Origin of the sequence: Microbacterium sp. LWO13-1.2 (assembly GCF_038397725.1) — a bacterium.
Taxonomy (GTDB): Bacteria; Actinomycetota; Actinomycetes; order Actinomycetales; family Microbacteriaceae; genus Microbacterium.
This window is the reverse complement of the sequence record NZ_CP151634.1, coordinates 187,809-203,017: the sequence shown is the minus strand read 5'-3', so window position 1 is coordinate 203,017 and position 15,209 is coordinate 187,809. Positions and strand designations below refer to the sequence as shown.

Genomic DNA, 15,209 nt, shown 5'->3' with positions numbered 1-15,209 from the left:
GTCCGGTATCCGAGACGCCCAGCCCCTGACTTAGTGAGGTTTCCGTGGGTTCTGTCATCAAGAAGCGCCGCAAGCGCATGGCGAAGAAGAAGCACCGCAAGCTGCTTCGTAAGACTCGCCACCAGCGCCGCAACAAGAAGTAAGCGGCCAAGACACCGAGCGCCTGTCTCCGGACGGGCGCTTTGTGTCTCTGCGCCCGAATGTGAACACCGATTACGTGAACCACCGTGAGGATGCCATGAAGTCGATCACCATCGCCGATCTCGCCGTGCGTCAGAGCACGCCGCTCATCGATGTGCGCGAGAAGAACGAGTTCGCTTCGGGTCATGTTCCCGGCGCCGTGAACATCCCGATGTCCGAGATCGGGAATCGGCTCGAAGAGCTTCCGGCGGAGGCCTTCGACGTGATCTGCCAGGTGGGCGGGCGCTCGGCGCGAGTCGTCGAGGCGCTGGAGGCGCGCGGCTACGACGTCACCAATGTCGATGGCGGCACCGGCGAGTGGGTCGCCCAGGGGCATCCGGTCGAGGTGCCCTCGGCGTGATCACGCTCACCCTCATCGGCAAGCCGGACTGCCATCTCTGCGACGTCGCGTCCGAGATCATCGACACTGTCGTCGCCGACCTGCCGGATGCGGCTGCCGAGCAGATCGAGATCGTCGAGGCATCCATCCAGGACGACCCCGCACTGTACGAGCTGTGGTGGGAGAAGATCCCGGTCGTCCTGATCGACGGCGAACTCCACGCGCACTGGCGGCTGTCTGCTGACCGTCTGCGCCAGTCCCTCGAGGAGGCCCTTCGATGACCATCCGGCACGTCGTGACCTGGAAACTCGCTGCCGAGGACGCCGCTGAGCGTTCCGCACAGGCGGTGGAGGTCGCTCGGCGGCTGAACGCGCTGGACGGCGTCGTTCCCCAGCTGCTGTCGATCTCGGCCGGCGCGAATGCCGCGTACCCGGACGCCAACTGGGACGTCACTCTCATCGCGGACTTCGCCTCCGTCGCCGCGCTCGAGGAGTACCAGGTGCACCCCGCTCACGAAGATGTCGCCGTCTACATCCGCTCGGCGGTGGCCTCTCGGGTCGCCGTCGACTTCGAGGTCTGACCGTCGAATCCGGTTAACGGTCACTTGCAACACAACTGTGACCCGTGGTGGGCCGATGTTGTTGGGTCAGCCGATGGACGGCGTGTCAAGATGTTCTCCTACCCGTTCGTGTGGCCTCCGGCCCTCGTCTCCAGGAGCTGACATGCAGCGTCGCAACATCTTCGCCGGGATCGCCCTCGCGGCGACCGCCACTCTCGCCCTCGCCGGCTGCGCCGGTGGAAGCGGTGGATCCGACGGCGCCGCCGACAACGAGTTCGACCTCATCGAGGCCGGTACGCTCACCGTCTGCTCCGACATCCCCTACGCGCCCTTCGAGTTCGAAGGCGGCGACAACGGGACCGGCTACACGGGCTTCGACATCGACCTGCTCGACGCGATCGCGAAGAAGCTCGATCTGAAGCTCGCGGTTCAGGACGTCGGCTTCGAAGCTCTGCAGTCCGGCACCACGCTTGCATCGGGCACGTGCGACGTCGGAGCCTCCGCCATGACGATCACCGAAGAGCGCGAGAAGAACATCGACTTCTCCGACCCGTACTACGAGTCGCTGCAGTCGCTCCTGGTGCGCACCGACTCCGGCATCAAGTCGATCGATGAGCTCGAAGGCAAGAATGTCGGCGTGCAGCAGGGCACCACCGGCGAGGCGTACGCCAACGAGAACGCCACTGGCGCCGAGATCGTGCAGTACCCGTCGGATGGCGAGCTGTGGCCCGCGATGCAGTCGGGTCTGATCGACGCGATCCTGCAGGATCAGCCGGTGAACCTCGAGCACGAGAAGGCCGATAAGGCGTACAAGATCGTCGAGGAGTACGAGACCGGCGAGTCCTACGGCTTCGCCTTCGCGAAGGGCGAGAAGGACGCGTTGCTCGAGGCGGTCAACGGTGCGCTGAAGGAGCTGCAGGACAGCGGCGACTACCAGACCATCTACGACAATTACTTCACCGCGAAGTAATCGGCGAGCAGCGTAGATCAGGGAGACCTTGACAATGGCGTTGAGGCGCAGCACGAGAAGCAAGCTCTATCGGTACATCATCTACGCGGTGCTGATCGCGATCGTCGTCTGGGCGGCGATCACCACCAACTGGGCGAGGATCGGGCCGCTGTTCTTCAACCCCGAAGTCGCGGTCAAGATGTTCCCCGGGATCATCACGACCGCTCTCGTCAACACGTTGTGGTTCACGGCGGTGGCGTTCACTGCAGGGCTGGTGCTCGGCGTCGTGCTGGCGCTGCTGAAGCTCTCGAGCATCGGCCCGTTCCGCTGGATCGCCACGGCGTGGATCGAGCTTTTCCGCGGGCTCCCCGCGATTCTCACGATCTTCGGGGTGGCGTTCATCCTGCCGGTCGCATCGGGGGTCTCGGGTCGCGACCTCGGTGGCCCGGTGGTGCTGGGGCTCATCGGTCTCATCCTCGTGGCATCGGCCTACATGGCCGAGACCATTCGTGCCGGCATCCAGGCAGTGCCCAAGGGACAGACCGAGGCTGCACGCTCCCTCGGCATGTCCCCGATGAAGACCACGTTCTGGATCATCGTGCCGCAGGGGTTCCGCATCATCATCCCGCCGCTGACCAACGAGTTCGTGCTGCTGCTGAAGGACACCTCGCTCCTCTTCGTGGCGGGAACGTTCATCTGGTCGAAGGAGCTCACCAACTTCGCCCGTGATGCGGCGACCCAGAACACGAACGCGACGCCGCTGATCATGGCGGCGATCCTGTACTTGATCGTGACGATCCCCCTCACGCGCTTCAGCGCGTGGCTGGAACGACGGATGGCGAAGCAGCGATGATCACCGACCTGATTGATGTCCACGCCCCGGCGATCGACCTGCAAGGGCTCGTGAAGAGCTTCGGCGACAACGAGGTGCTCAAGGGCATCGACCTCACTGTCACCGCCGGCGAGGTCGTCTGCGTGATCGGCCCCTCGGGGTCGGGCAAATCGACGCTGTTGCGTTCGGTGAACCTGCTCGAGGAACCGACCGGCGGCAAGGTGCTCATCGAGGGCATCGACATCACCGATCCCGACGTCGACATCGACCGCGTGCGCACGCGCATCGGCATGGTGTTCCAGAGCTTCAACCTGTTCCCGCACCTCGACGTCATGGGCAACCTCATGATCGCGCAGCAGCGCGTAAAGAAGCGGTCCAAGGCCGAGGCGGAGAAAGTCGCGCTCGCGATGCTCGCACGCGTCGGGCTGGCGGAGAAGGCGGATGCCTACCCCGGACACCTCTCCGGCGGTCAGCAGCAGCGTGTGGCGATCGCACGAGCACTGTGCATGAACCCCGACATGATGCTCTTCGACGAGCCGACGTCGGCGCTCGATCCCGAGCTCGTCGGCGAGGTGCTGCAGGTGATGCGCTCGCTCGCGGACGAGGGGATGACGATGCTCGTCGTCACCCACGAGATGGGCTTCGCCCGCGAGGTCGGCTCACGCCTGATCTTCATGGACGGCGGCCACATCGTCGAACAGGGTGACCCGCGCGAAGTGCTCGGCAACCCGCAGCATCAGCGCACCAAGGACTTCCTTTCCCGGGTGCTCTAGTCTCGGACGCCGGCCACGGGCCACGCGCCGAAACCCCCGGATATCGCCGAAACCCCCTCGTACTGACGTCAGTACGAGGGGGTTTCGACGTCAAGCGGGGGTGTCGGCGTCAGCCGTCGGTCTCAACAACCTCGGCATCGGCGGCGTTGCGCTTCACCGAATCGATGCCGTTCTGCGCGCCGGACTTCGAGGCGTAGCCCTGCCCGGTGGCGATGACCTCGCCGTTGCCGGCCTTCAGCCGGAACCGCCAGTCGCCGCCCTTGTCCTGATACAGCTCGAACTTGCCCGCCATGAGGCGTCCTCTCTCTTCCGAATAGAGAGAGCGACGCCCCCTCGAGCAACACGCTAGCCCTCGTGCTTCCGCTGCGGAAGAGTGAGGTGAGCCCCTGGCGGGATTGGTCCGCGCCAGGGGCTCATCGGCGTGCGGATGGGCTCAGCGAGGGGCGTTGGCCATCACGATCAAGGATTCGATCATCTCGTCGTCGATCCCGGAGCCTTCGCCACCGGCGAGGCTCGTCACCATGCCGGCGCGTCCGAACGGGAACGAGCCGGCGAGCGAGGTGTACTCGACTCCTTCCGGCATGAGCGAGGCGCTGCGCTCTCGCATCGTGCCGAGCATCGGGGCGATCGCGGCCTCTACGACGGGACCAACGACGGGGTGCCGGAGGACCTCTCTGATCGTTGACGACCTGCTGATCGGCAGGACGACGTCGTCTCCGGCGATGTGGATGACGATACGGCCCCGGATGTCGCGGCTTGAAGCGGCGACGTCGATGACGTAGTCGCCTTCCTCGACGATCCAACTGTCCAGACGGATGTCCCAGTAGGCGAGGTCTTCTCGTCGGATCGTCAGCACGGCGTTCTCGACCTCTCCTGCGGCGAGGTCGACGACGGTGAACGCTTTGAGTTCTCGGACGGGACGTTGCGCCTCACCGTCCGGGAGGGAGACGTAAGCCTGTACCACCTCGCGGCCGGCGCGTTCACCGGTGTTGGTGATGGGCAGGGTGAGCTGCACGTCGCCGTTCTCGAGTGTCTCCGCTGACGCGTCGCCGTACGCGAATGACGTGTACGAGAGCCCGTGTCCGAACGGGTACGCGACTTCCAGGCGTCGTGCGTCGAACCAGCGATATCCGACGAAGAGTCCCTCGCTGTACCGCGTGTGGGAGAACTCGCCGGGCGCATCCAGGAAGGCCGGGGTGTCCTCGATCCGCAGCGGGATCGTCTCGGCGAGCTTGCCCGAGGGATTCACGTCCCCGAACAGCACATCGGCCACGGCCCCGCCTCCGGCCTGACCGAGAAGCCAGCCTTCCACGATGGCCGGCACACGCTGTGCGAAGGGCAGAGCGACCACACCGCCGTTGGACAGGACGACGACGGTTCGAGGGTTCGCTGCGATGACGTCGTCGAGAAGGGTGAGCTGCTCCGCAGGCAGATCGATGTTCTCGCGGTCGAAACCTTCGGACTCCCGCAGCGAGGGCAGCCCGAGGAACACCACGACGACCTCAGCGGAACCGGCGACGGCGACGGCCTCGTCGCGCAGCGCGACCATGTGCTCGTCGAGAGCATCCGCCGCAGTGCTGAAGCCCTGCGCGTACGTGACGACGCCGCCGGCACGTGCCCGGATCTTCTCGAGCGCATTGTCGAGTCTGGTCGGGTTGATCAGTGATGATCCCGCGCCCTGGAACCGGGGCATCTGCGCGAACTCACCGATGACCGCGATGTCAGCGCCGGCCGGCAACGGCAGGACGCGATCGTCGTTCTTGAGCAGCACGATCGAGCGGGCAGCGGCCTCCCGGGCCAGAGCATGGTGCGCTTCGATGTCGAGCGGTCCCGCGACGGATCCGGCACTACTCACGGACCGGCGTACGAGATCCAACACGCGCCCAGCCGAGGCATCGAGTACTTCCTCGCTCACAGAACCACGGCGAACCGCCTCGACGATCTGCTTGTCCGTGGCTCCTCCGGTGGCGGGCATTTCGAGATCGAGTCCGGCCGCCAGAGCGGCGACACGATCGTCGACGGCTCCCCAATCCGAGACCACGAGCCCGTCGAAGCCCCATTCATCGCGCAGGACGGTGCGGAGAAGCCACGGGTCTTCCGATGCGTAGACGCCGTTGATCCTGTTGTACGAACACATCACAGTCCAGGGGTGCGCATCCTGCACGACGCGCTGGAAACCGCGTAGATAGATCTCCCGCAGCGGACGCGGGTCGACGTCGGAACTCGACCGCATCCGATCGTTCTCCTGGTTGTTCGCCGCGTAATGCTTCAGCGACGCTCCGACCCCCTTTGACTGGATCCCGCGAACGATTGCCGCGCCGAGCACGCCCGAGATGATCGGATCTTCGGACAGGTACTCGAAATTGCGCCCGCACAGCACCGATCGCTTGATGTTGATGCCCGGTCCGAGCACGACCGCGACGTCTTCGATCGACGCTTCCGATCCCAAGGCTGCGCCGACGCGCTCGACGAGTTCGACGTCCCAGGAGGAGCCGAGCGCCACCGCTGGCGGGAAGCAGGTCGCCGGCTTGCTGCTTTTCAGTCCGAGGTGATCTCCGCCGTCCACCTGCTTGCGCAGGCCATGCGGGCCGTCGCTGAGCATCACGGAGGGGAGACCGACTCGAGCGATCGGTTGAGTGTGCCAGAAGCTGGATCCGCTGGCGAGCGAGGCCTTCTCCTCCAGGGTCAGGTCGGAGATCTCGGGGATAGTCATGCTGGTCCTTTCGCGGGGTGTCGTCGGGGGTCAGTTCGGGCGGTCGGCTTCGTGCGCGATCCGCGTGGCGATGAGGTCGTCGATCCGCTTTCGATCCCGCGGGTAGAAGCGGTAGAGCAGTCCGAGGACAGCGGCGTTGACGAGCATCAGGATCACGAGGACCCAGAGGAACACGGCCTGGAGGCCGAACGCGTCAGCGAGAACTCCTGCCGCGATCGTGAACGCCGCCCAGCCGATGACCTCGAAGATCGAGAGATAGATGACGAAGCCCTGAGCGCGCAGCTCGGGAGCCATCACCGACATGAGAATCGGCCGGTTGATACCGGGGTTGAGGCCCTGGGTGGCCCCCATGATCCCCCACACGATGGCGTAGAACGCGATCGAGTCGACGTCGAACTGCGTCCCGATGAAGGCCACCGCTGCGAAGAGCACTTGCGCGATCTGCAGATAGGCGACGCGACTGAACCGTCCCCGACGGCGGTCGATCGCTGAGACGAGGAACCCGCCGCCGATCGTTCCCAAGAAGTAGCCGATCCCGAACGGAAGCGCGACGATCGCGGCGACGGCGTTGTCGAATCCGCGCTCGGTCACGAGGAACTGCACGCCGAACACGATGATGAGGAGGTGGCCGGAGAGGAGCCTCGACAGCATCATTATGCTGAAGGTCGGGATCTTCAGGAGGGCGATCGCGTCTTTCAGGCGGGGGCGCGTGTACTCGATTCTGGAGACCTGCGCGCCGTAGTCGGCGGAGCCGATCTCCGGTTCACGGAACAGCAGCAGCACGAGGAACCCGGTGAGGATCAAGAGGGCGCCGATGCCCCAGAAGCCCCAGCGCCAGCCGGCATCCCACAGCGAGAGGAGGCCGATGAGCGGCCCGATCACGGCGCCGAGGATCGCGGAGACGCCATAGAGCATGCCGACAGCTCGGCCTCGCGACTTGTCATCGAAAGAGTCGGCGATCACGGCGTTGGCGATGGGGCTCAGACCGATCACGGCTCCGGCCTGAACGGTCTGGAGGAGAACGAGCGCGAGGAAGTTCTCTGCGAAGCCGGAAGCGATCGCAAATGCACCGCTGAGCATCGTGCTGACGATGATCGCCTGTCTGCGCGTCGTGCGATTCGCGTACCAGACCCAGAACGGCCCGAATGGCACGCCCATGAGTCGGCCGAGCGTCGACAGCAGGCCGAGCTCGGTGTTGCCGAGCCCGAGGGTCCTGGCGATCGCCGGGAACAGCGTGGTCGTCAGGCTTCCTTCGCCGCTCTCCACGACGGTGACGCCGGTGAGAACAGCGAGGTTCCGCCAGCGAGATCTCGTACCGACAGGCGCGGGCGGAGGTGACAGATTCACCTGTGCCGTGGTGGACGTGTTCATCTGGTGCCCTTCATCATTGAACGGTCTGTCTGTGTGCGCTGCAGTCGGCGGCTTCGCGCCGACCCCATGGGCACTGCAGTGTGCATCGTCTCTCGGGCGGTGAGTTCAATCGCCGACAGAATGATTACACAAGTGGAATGCTTGAGATACTCCACTAGTGGAATACAAATGTCAACAACGGGGTGGGAAGTCCCGGACGCGTGTCGCGGCGGGAGTCCCGGCGATTCAGCGCAGCGCGTCGTTATGGTGCCGTGCTACGGGGCTGCGTCGGTGGACGCGCTCGACGCCACGAGGGATCCGTCGAGCAGGTCGCTCCGGAGGCGTTCCAGCCCCGCGATGTGGAGGTCGACCGCCTGGGCGCCGTGTTCGTGAAGGCGCTCGCTGACGGCGGCGGAGAGGACGCGGTCGAATTCGACGGTCGGATCTACTTCGATCGTGCGATCGCGGAATCGATACTTGGCCACCTGGTCGCGACGCGCGGCCAGCTCGATGTCGATGAGTGAGACGAGCTGCTCCGGCGTCAGGTATCCGGCGAACGCGAGCCGTACGGTCAGCTCCGAATCCTGGAACCGGATCGGCGGCACGTACGGCCCCTCGAGCCACTCGTACAGGACGGTCGTTCCCTCGGGGGTGACGTGATAGATCTTCGCGTCCTGCGCGCCGGGTCGCTCGTCGACGGAGTAGGCCACCCATCCGTTCGCGGTCATCGATGAGAGGGATCGATAGACCTGACTCATGGTCGTGTTCGCGCGAAGGAAGCGTCCATGGACGTCGAGGAACCGCTTGATCTCGTACCCGGTTCTGGGCATCTCGCCGAGGAGGCCGAGGAGGATGTGTTCGAGCTTCATTGACCTTGTCCTGCGTCGGTGTGGCGCGCGCCTCTCCAAGGGTGACACAAGTGATATGGCCCGTCAATGCACGGGTCTGCGCGAGGCGCGGTTGACGACTCATGACACATGTGCAATCCTTCGTAGGATTCCACTAGTGTCATAGGCGCTCGAGTGGTACGAAACGAAGGGACCGCGAAGATGCGTGCGATCATGGTGATGTTCGACAGTCTCAACCGGCACATGCTGCCGCCGTACGGCTCGGACGAGATCGAGGCTCCGAACTTTCGGCGGCTCGCCGAACGGACTGTCACATTCGACAACTTCTACGCGGGCTCCATGCCGTGCATGCCGGCCAGGCGCGAGCTGCATACCGGTCGGCACAACTTCCTGCACCGCAGTTGGGGGCCGCTGGAGCCCTTCGACGATTCCATGCCCGAGATGCTCGGACGGCAGGGCGTCCACACGCACCTGGCCAGCGATCACCCGCACTACTGGGAGGACGGCGGCGCGACCTACCATCCGAGGTACACGACGTGGGAGTTCTTCCGCGGGCAGGAGGGCGACCCCTGGAAGGGGGAGGTCGCGCCGGTCGGTACGCCAGGGCAGGGGTTCAGGAGCCGGATGCACCGGCAGGACGAAGTCAACCGCGGCTACCTCCGGCACGAGGCCGATCACCCGCAGACGCAGACGTTCGACGCGGGAATCGAGTTCATGAAGACGAACATGGATGCCGACCGTTGGTTCGTGCAGATCGAGTGCTTCGACCCGCATGAACCGTTCTTCACCTACGACGACTACAAACTGATGTATCCGCACGAGTACGAGGGACCCGCCTTCGACTGGCCCCCGTACGCGAAAGTCACTGAACCCGCCGATCAGGTCGAGCATGCGCGGGCCGAGTACAAGGCGCTCGTCAGCATGTGCGATCGGTCTCTCGGACGCGTGCTCGACCTGATGGACGAACACGAAATGTGGGATGACACCCTGCTCATCGTCAACACCGACCACGGCTTCCTTCTCGGAGAGCACGGCTGGTGGGCGAAGACCGTTCAGCCGTGGTTCAACGAACTCGTGCACCTTCCCGCGTTCGTCTGGGATCCGCGTACCGGCGGTGCGGGGGAGCGCCGTTCCGAGCTTGTGCAGACGATCGACATCGCTCCGACACTGCTCGACTTCTTCGGCGTGCCTTCGACACCGGACATGCTCGGCGGCCCTCTCTCGACGGTCGAGCGAGAGGGGGCGCTCTTCGGGGCGCACGGCGGCCATGTGAACGTCACCGACGGGCGATATGTGTACATGCGTGCCTGCGCGACCCCCGAGAACGCCCCCTTGGAGGAGTACACCCTGATGCCGACCCACATGCGCGGACGCTTCGCGCCCGGAGAGTTCGAGGGGGCGGAACTCGCCGAGCCCTTCCCCTTCATGAAGGGCATCCGTCCGCTGCGTCTGGTCGGCCGGACACCGATCAACCCCTATATGCACGGGACGCTGCTCTTCGATCTCGAGAATGACCCGGGGCAACAGCATCCTCTCGATGATCCGGAGCTGGAATTGCGCATGCTTCGACTGCTCGCGCGGCTTCTTCACGAGAACGCGGCCCCGGTGAGCCAGTTCATCCGCCTCGGCATCCCCGTCGACGGGGAGCCCGCAGTGGAGCACTTGCTCGTGCATGCGCAGAGCGGCATCGCGACAGCGGCGGCGGCGCCGATGCCGCCGATCGAGGACTTCGCCGTCGGGGAGATCGGCGTGGCGACTCCGATCACGGAGCTTCTCGGGCATCCGCGTGCTCGCGACGTGCTGGCGAGATACGCGCCGATGCTCACCCAGAGCGAGATTCTCGGGATGCTCGGCGACGCCACTCTCTACGACTTCGCCGCCGTCACTGCCTTCCCCGTCGTGCAGCTGCATCGAATCGCCGACGCGCTCGCATCGATCTCGCAGCCCGCGCAGGAGGGCCGGGCGGCACTTGCCGGAACCGCCACATGAGCGGACGACGAGTGCGTGCCGTTCCCGCGGGAGTCTTCATTCTCGGAGACCATTTCGACGACGGCAACGACTTCGACGGAGAGACTCCCGTTCGCGCGGTCTCCCTCCTCGAATTCGACATCGACGAGACGCCCGTCACGAACGCGCAGTTCGCCGAGTTCGTCGATGCCAGCGGGCACGTCACCGAGGCGGAGCGATTCGGAACATCGGCCGTGTTCCACTCCGTGGTCGCCGCCGCAGATCGAGACGTCCTCGGCCGGTCGCCCTCGGCACCGTGGTGGATCGAAGTGCGCGGGGCCGACTGGCGGCACCCCGCGGGCCCCGGAAGCGATCTCGAGGGGCTCAGTGGCCATCCGGTGGTGCACATCTCATGGCACGATGCGACGGCCTATTCGGCGTGGGCAGGGCGCACCCTACCCAGCGAGGATCAGTGGGAGGCCGCGGCCCGCGGCGGACTGATCGGCGCCAGATACCCGTGGGGAGATGAGCTTCTTGCCGGCTCCGTGTGGCCGTGCAACATCTGGCAGGGCGCATTCCCGGACGTGAACACGGCCGAGGACGGATGGGTGGCGACTTCGCCTGTGCGCACCTATCAGCCGAACGGATACGGCCTCTACGACATGGCCGGGAACGTCTGGGAGTGGACACGCGATCAGTACGCCCCGCGTCTCCGACGCGCACCTCGCGCCCTTCCGCTGCTCGATGACCGCCGCGCGACCCGGGGCGGTTCGTATCTGTGCCATGACTCGTACTGCAATCGGTACCGGGTCTCCGCGCGCACCGGCAACACGCCGGATTCGTCAGCGGCCAACTGCGGATTCCGCACCGTTTCGAAGGCGCCCGACTCATGAGAGCGAGCCGATTCCCCGCCGCCGTCTACCGGCACGGGAGCGAGCCGGACCCTCGCTTCTCGTTGGCCAATGAACGCACGTTCCTGGCGTGGATCCGCACCGCGCTCGGTATGCTCGCGGCCGGAGTGGCTCTCGAAGTCCTCGGACTCGACATCGCGGAGTCGATGCGCATCGCAGCATCGCTGATCCTGATCCACAGCGGCACCGTGCTGCCACTGATCGCGTGGTGGGAGTGGGGGAGAGCCGAGCGTGCACTGCGAAACAGCGACCCGCTTCCTGGATCCGTGATGAGCCTCTTCGTCGGGCTCGTCGTAGCCGTTGTGGGACTCGTCCTTCTCGGTGGGATCTACACGAGGTGACGAAGCGACCTGCGCTCTTCGACCCCGGGCTCCAGCTCGAGCGCACTGCATTGGCCTGGCGCCGTACCGCGGTCGCGCTCGTCATCGGATCGCTGTTCGTGCTCCGTGTGGTTCCGGTGGTCTCCCCGACGAGCTGGATGCAGGGCCTGGTTCTCCTCCCCGCGCTCCTCGGCTTCGCCCTCGCGATCTGGACGTGGATCCGAGGAGGCGCCCGATACCGTGGCGTGGCGAAGGCGCTGGTCAGGGGCGCGCCGATCCCCGGGGCCGGTGGAGAGTTCCTGACCCTCGCTGCCGTCTCGGCGCTCATCGGCGGCGCGGCATCGGGGATGCTCCTGATCCGGTAGCGGCGCTCTCGCTCAGCCGGATGCCGGGACCGGGGCGGAGCGCCGATGCGATCGGTGTGGCCTACGCCGATTCGCGCAGCACGAGACGGTGCTTCGAGACGCGTTTCAGGTCGGCACCGGGAACGCCCTCGCGGAGCGCGACGGCGAGCTCGAGAGTGTGGCGGGCGACCTCGTCGAAATCCACCGCGAGGGTCGTGAGCGTCGGGGCGACGAGGGCGCCGATCGTGAGACCGTCGACTCCCGCGACGCGGATGTCGCGGGGCACGTCGAGGCCGGCGTGGCGGCACGCCGAGAGCACACCGAGCGCCATCAGATCGTTGAACGCGAAGATGGCGTCTGGAGGTGTGGCACGACGGATGACCTGCGCCGTTACGGCCGACGCATGCTCCGGTGTCGAGGCGGAGGCGTGCACGAGCTCGGGTGCGAGACCTCGCCGCTCGAGGGCCGCCATCATCGCGATCCCGCGACCACTCGTCGCATGAGGCTCGGATGCATCGAGCACGACCGGCCGGCGGGTACCGACGGCCACGAGGTGAGCCGCCAGATCCTCGATCGCTGCGGTCGGATCCAGATTCACCCCGGCATGGCTGGAGTCCGCATCCGCGTCGAGCAGGATGAGAGGCGTCGCGCCGAACCGGCTCTCCCACCCCAGCGCCCACTCGCCGAGATAGCCGACGATGACATCGACCTGCGCATGAAGTGAATGCAGAAGCCGATCGGCGGAGCCGGCGAGCCCGATGTCGACGAGGGAGACGCTCCATCCGTCGGCAGCGGCACGGCGGACGACCGCCGCGGCCAGCTCGGGGGAGTACGGATTGCGCAGATCGCTGACGACGAGTCCGAGCTGGCTGTCGCCGCCCGTGACGAGCCCTCGACCGAATCGAGAGGGGCGGTAGGCGAGCATGCTCGCGGCCTCGAGGACCCGACGCCTGGTCTCGACGCTGATGCCCGGCATATCGTTGACCGCGCGAGTGACGGTCTGGCGTGACACCCCGGCAGCCGCAGCGACGTCGAGGATGGTCGCACGCCGACGCGTGGCAGGCGGCCCCGATGCCCCGGGGTCGCCTGCGCCGGTCAGCTGCGAAGATCCAGCCACGCCACCTCTTCGGGTGTGAGATCGACAGTGAGTCCCCGCATCGACGAGCGGGTCTCCTCGATCGTACGCGGTCCGAAGAGGGGGAATGTCGGGAAGGGCTGCGCGAGCACGTAGGCGAGTGCGATCGCTGTCGTCGGCACGCCGCGCTCGGCCCCCAGGGTCTCGGCGCGACGCAGGCGCTCGAAGTTCTCGTCGCTGTAGTAGCAGCGCACGAGCTCGGCGTCGCTGCGGTCGTCCGGACGGGCGCGACCGGTGAAGAATCCACGTGCCTGTGATGACCACGGGAGAAGCGGGATCTGCCGCTCCTCCAGCCAGCGCTTCGACGCGGCATCGGTCACCTGCACACAACCCTCCCAGGGTACGTCGTATGCCTCGGCAAGCCCGAAATGATCGCTCACGACGCCGAATCCTTGCCGCCCGTTGGCCAGAGCGTAGGCGTTGGCCTCGTCGATGCGCTCAGGCGACCAGTTCGATCCGCCGAACACGCGGATACGGCCGGCGCGGGCGTGCTCGTCGAGAACGTCGACGAACTCGCCGACGGGGACTTCGGGGTTGTCGCGGTGGAGCATGTAGATGTCGGCGTAGTCGGTTCCCTGTCGCTCGAGACTCTCGAGAAGCTGGCGCGATACCGACTCCGGGTCGCAGTGCGGGGTGTGCCCGCCCTTCGTGATGACCACGACGTCTTCGCGGACACCGCGGTTCGCGATCCAGCGGCCCAGCCGCTTCTCGAGGTCACCGTCACCGTAGATGTACGCGGTATCGAAGACGTTGCCGCCCTGCTCGGCGTAGACGTCGAAGATCGCTGACGCGTGAGCCAGGTCGGGCTGGTTGTCGACGCCCATCACGAGGCGCGAGACGCGCTTGCCGACACCCGGGATGTCGCCGTACGGCATGTCGCCGTCGGCCCCGATGCCGCGGAACGAACCGCGCACCGGCGCGATGTCCGCATCCTCGGCCTCGAAGGGGTAGCGCAGGCCGATGGCGGCGCGCCAGCGATCGAGGGTGCGCGCCGTCGCAAGGGTCTCTGCCGACGTCATCTCCGGCGCGTCGGGCCGCCCTTCGCGCAGCGCAGCGATGGTCGCGTCGGCCTCGAGTGCATACGCGTCGGTGGCCTCGATCACGATGGTGCGCACGCCATCGCCGGTGGCGAGCTCGATCTCGGCATCGCCGCTCGGAACCCAGGGTTCCGCCACGCGGATGCTGCCCTTCTCGCCGAGGATGGTCACGGTGTTCGCCGCCGGGGTCATGACGCCGGTCGTCAGAGTCGCCGTGATGCCGCTGCGGTACGTCGCTCTGGCGACGGTCCATTCGTCGACGCCGGTGGGGCCGAGGGTGCCGCCGGCCGTCAGGTCGACGGGCTCGGATGCGTGCACGCCATCCGCGGCGTCGACGACGGCCGATGCCATCGTGACGGTGTACCCGCCGACATCGAGGATGCCGCCGCCCGCCAAGGCCGGGTCGAACAGTCGCCCCTGGCGCTCACCGACGCGGAAGGCGAAGGACGCATCGATGTGGAGAACGCGGCCGATGGCTCCCGCGCGCACGAGGTCGAGCACAGCACGGGTCTGCGGGTGGAAGCGGTACATGTAGGCCTCGACGAGCGGTACTCCGGCCTGCCGGGCGGCATCGACGAGCGCCATTGCCGTCCCGTGGTTCACGGCGAGGGGCTTCTCGCAGAGCACGGCCTTGCCGGCCTCGATCGCCGCGATCGCGAGAGCGGCGTGAGCCGTGTGCACGCTGGACACATAGACCGCGTCGACGCGAGGATCGGCGAGGGCGTGCGCGTAGTCGCCTGCCGTCACGTCGGCGGCGCCCTGCTGCTTCGCTTCGTCGGCGAACGACTGGGCCCGCGAGGCATCCGAGCTGCCGACCGCGACGAGCTCACCCGCGCTCGATGCGAGGCCGGTGAGGAATGTGCGCGCGATGTTCCCCGGGCCGAGCACGGCCCATCCACCGGTGCGGGTGTGTGTCTCTTCGACTGCGAGCTGAGGGGTCACCATCGTCCTTTCGAGCCAGATTCGTGAAC

General features: G+C 66.3%; 17 protein-coding genes. 11 read left to right on the top strand and 6 right to left on the bottom strand.

Annotated elements, in window-relative coordinates; all coding sequences use genetic code 11:
- Positions 1–44 precede the first annotated feature (44 nt).
- The 7 genes from MRBLWO13_RS00950 to MRBLWO13_RS00920 all read left to right on the top strand — a co-directional run bounded on the left by MRBLWO13_RS00950 (position 45) and on the right by MRBLWO13_RS00920 (position 3,633).
- Positions 45–143, top strand: a complete 99-nt coding sequence (locus MRBLWO13_RS00950) for an AURKAIP1/COX24 domain-containing protein (protein WP_003792170.1) — start codon at positions 45–47, stop codon at positions 141–143.
- A gap of 95 nt (positions 144–238) precedes the next feature.
- Positions 239–541 carry a rhodanese-like domain-containing protein gene (locus tag MRBLWO13_RS00945; protein ID WP_341975885.1) on the top strand — a complete coding sequence of 101 codons (303 nt, stop codon included), beginning with the start codon at positions 239–241 and terminating at the stop codon, positions 539–541.
- Positions 538–801 (top strand): glutaredoxin family protein, encoded by a 264-nt coding sequence (locus MRBLWO13_RS00940; protein ID WP_341975884.1) that lies wholly within the window; start codon positions 538–540, stop codon positions 799–801. Before MRBLWO13_RS00945 ends, MRBLWO13_RS00940 begins: the two co-directional genes overlap by 4 nt.
- Positions 798–1,100 (top strand): Dabb family protein, encoded by a 303-nt coding sequence (locus MRBLWO13_RS00935; RefSeq protein ID WP_341975883.1) that lies wholly within the window; start codon positions 798–800, stop codon positions 1,098–1,100. The genes MRBLWO13_RS00940 and MRBLWO13_RS00935 overlap by 4 nt, the downstream gene beginning before the upstream one ends.
- Positions 1,101–1,242: 142 nt before the next feature.
- Positions 1,243–2,049, top strand: coding sequence for a basic amino acid ABC transporter substrate-binding protein (locus MRBLWO13_RS00930; RefSeq protein WP_341975882.1), 807 nt, complete (start codon positions 1,243–1,245; stop codon positions 2,047–2,049).
- A 34-nt stretch (positions 2,050–2,083) separates the two neighbouring features.
- A complete protein-coding gene (locus MRBLWO13_RS00925; RefSeq protein WP_341975881.1) occupies positions 2,084–2,881 on the top strand; it encodes an amino acid ABC transporter permease in 798 nt (265 codons plus the stop codon).
- Positions 2,878–3,633: an amino acid ABC transporter ATP-binding protein gene (locus tag MRBLWO13_RS00920; protein ID WP_341978520.1), complete on the top strand. Its 756-nt coding sequence runs from the start codon at positions 2,878–2,880 to the stop codon at positions 3,631–3,633. The genes MRBLWO13_RS00925 and MRBLWO13_RS00920 overlap by 4 nt, the downstream gene beginning before the upstream one ends.
- Positions 3,634–3,742: 109 nt before the next feature.
- Here MRBLWO13_RS00920 and MRBLWO13_RS00915 read toward each other — a convergent pair whose 3' ends face one another.
- From MRBLWO13_RS00915 to MRBLWO13_RS00900, 4 genes are all read right to left on the bottom strand, one after another.
- Entirely contained in the window at positions 3,743–3,925 is a 183-nt protein-coding gene (locus MRBLWO13_RS00915; RefSeq protein ID WP_341975880.1) for a YegP family protein, read from the bottom strand.
- A 141-nt stretch (positions 3,926–4,066) separates the two neighbouring features.
- Positions 4,067–6,346 carry a glycoside hydrolase family 3 C-terminal domain-containing protein gene (locus tag MRBLWO13_RS00910; RefSeq protein ID WP_341975879.1) on the bottom strand — a complete coding sequence of 760 codons (2,280 nt, stop codon included), beginning with the start codon at positions 6,344–6,346 and terminating at the stop codon, positions 4,067–4,069.
- A 30-nt stretch (positions 6,347–6,376) separates the two neighbouring features.
- The gene (locus tag MRBLWO13_RS00905) at positions 6,377–7,717 is read right to left on the bottom strand and encodes an MFS transporter (protein WP_341975878.1); all 1,341 of its coding nucleotides are present in this window, start codon (positions 7,715–7,717) and stop codon (positions 6,377–6,379) included.
- A gap of 254 nt (positions 7,718–7,971) precedes the next feature.
- On the bottom strand, positions 7,972–8,565 hold the full coding sequence (locus tag MRBLWO13_RS00900; RefSeq protein WP_341975877.1) for a PadR family transcriptional regulator: 594 nt from the start codon (positions 8,563–8,565) through the stop codon (positions 7,972–7,974).
- A gap of 153 nt (positions 8,566–8,718) precedes the next feature.
- Here MRBLWO13_RS00900 and MRBLWO13_RS00895 point away from each other — a divergent pair, with 153 nt between their 5' ends.
- From MRBLWO13_RS00895 to MRBLWO13_RS00880, 4 genes are read left to right on the top strand one after another with little or no spacing between them, the layout of a single operon-like run.
- On the top strand, positions 8,719–10,533 hold the full coding sequence (locus MRBLWO13_RS00895) for a sulfatase (protein ID WP_341975876.1): 1,815 nt from the start codon (positions 8,719–8,721) through the stop codon (positions 10,531–10,533).
- Complete coding sequence (locus tag MRBLWO13_RS00890) at positions 10,530–11,384, top strand: formylglycine-generating enzyme family protein (RefSeq protein WP_341975875.1); 855 nt, start codon at positions 10,530–10,532, stop codon at positions 11,382–11,384. Before MRBLWO13_RS00895 ends, MRBLWO13_RS00890 begins: the two co-directional genes overlap by 4 nt.
- Complete coding sequence (locus MRBLWO13_RS00885) at positions 11,381–11,743, top strand: DUF202 domain-containing protein (RefSeq protein WP_341975873.1); 363 nt, start codon at positions 11,381–11,383, stop codon at positions 11,741–11,743. The genes MRBLWO13_RS00890 and MRBLWO13_RS00885 overlap by 4 nt, the downstream gene beginning before the upstream one ends.
- The gene (locus MRBLWO13_RS00880; RefSeq protein WP_341975872.1) at positions 11,740–12,087 is read left to right on the top strand and encodes a DUF202 domain-containing protein; all 348 of its coding nucleotides are present in this window, start codon (positions 11,740–11,742) and stop codon (positions 12,085–12,087) included. The genes MRBLWO13_RS00885 and MRBLWO13_RS00880 overlap by 4 nt, the downstream gene beginning before the upstream one ends.
- A gap of 61 nt (positions 12,088–12,148) precedes the next feature.
- Here the strand turns inward: MRBLWO13_RS00880 and MRBLWO13_RS00875 are convergent, their stop codons facing one another.
- Positions 12,149–13,183: a LacI family DNA-binding transcriptional regulator gene (locus MRBLWO13_RS00875; RefSeq protein WP_341975871.1), complete on the bottom strand. Its 1,035-nt coding sequence runs from the start codon at positions 13,181–13,183 to the stop codon at positions 12,149–12,151.
- Positions 13,162–15,183 carry an aldo/keto reductase gene (locus MRBLWO13_RS00870; RefSeq protein ID WP_341975870.1) on the bottom strand — a complete coding sequence of 674 codons (2,022 nt, stop codon included), beginning with the start codon at positions 15,181–15,183 and terminating at the stop codon, positions 13,162–13,164. Before MRBLWO13_RS00870 ends, MRBLWO13_RS00875 begins: the two co-directional genes overlap by 22 nt.
- Between the last annotated feature and the right edge of the window lie 26 nt (positions 15,184–15,209).

Bases quoted from the DNA above. Each gene is read 5' to 3' on its own strand.
- MRBLWO13_RS00945 (WP_341975885.1), top strand. From the start codon at position 239: ATGAAGTCGATCACCATCGCCGATCTCGCCGTGCGTCAGAGCACGCCG.
- MRBLWO13_RS00890 (WP_341975875.1), top strand. From the start codon at position 10,530: ATGAGCGGACGACGAGTGCGTGCCGTTCCCGCGGGAGTCTTCATTCTC.
- MRBLWO13_RS00885 (WP_341975873.1), top strand. From the start codon at position 11,381: ATGAGAGCGAGCCGATTCCCCGCCGCCGTCTACCGGCACGGGAGCGAG.
- MRBLWO13_RS00900 (WP_341975877.1), bottom strand. From the start codon at position 8,565: ATGAAGCTCGAACACATCCTCCTCGGCCTCCTCGGCGAGATGCCCAGA.
- MRBLWO13_RS00905 (WP_341975878.1), bottom strand. From the start codon at position 7,717: ATGAACACGTCCACCACGGCACAGGTGAATCTGTCACCTCCGCCCGCG.
- MRBLWO13_RS00870 (WP_341975870.1), bottom strand. From the start codon at position 15,183: ATGGTGACCCCTCAGCTCGCAGTCGAAGAGACACACACCCGCACCGGT.
- MRBLWO13_RS00920 (WP_341978520.1), top strand. From the start codon at position 2,878: ATGATCACCGACCTGATTGATGTCCACGCCCCGGCGATCGACCTGCAA.
- MRBLWO13_RS00915 (WP_341975880.1), bottom strand. From the start codon at position 3,925: ATGGCGGGCAAGTTCGAGCTGTATCAGGACAAGGGCGGCGACTGGCGG.
- MRBLWO13_RS00935 (WP_341975883.1), top strand. From the start codon at position 798: ATGACCATCCGGCACGTCGTGACCTGGAAACTCGCTGCCGAGGACGCC.
- MRBLWO13_RS00930 (WP_341975882.1), top strand. From the start codon at position 1,243: ATGCAGCGTCGCAACATCTTCGCCGGGATCGCCCTCGCGGCGACCGCC.
- MRBLWO13_RS00925 (WP_341975881.1), top strand. From the start codon at position 2,084: ATGGCGTTGAGGCGCAGCACGAGAAGCAAGCTCTATCGGTACATCATC.
- MRBLWO13_RS00910 (WP_341975879.1), bottom strand. From the start codon at position 6,346: ATGACTATCCCCGAGATCTCCGACCTGACCCTGGAGGAGAAGGCCTCG.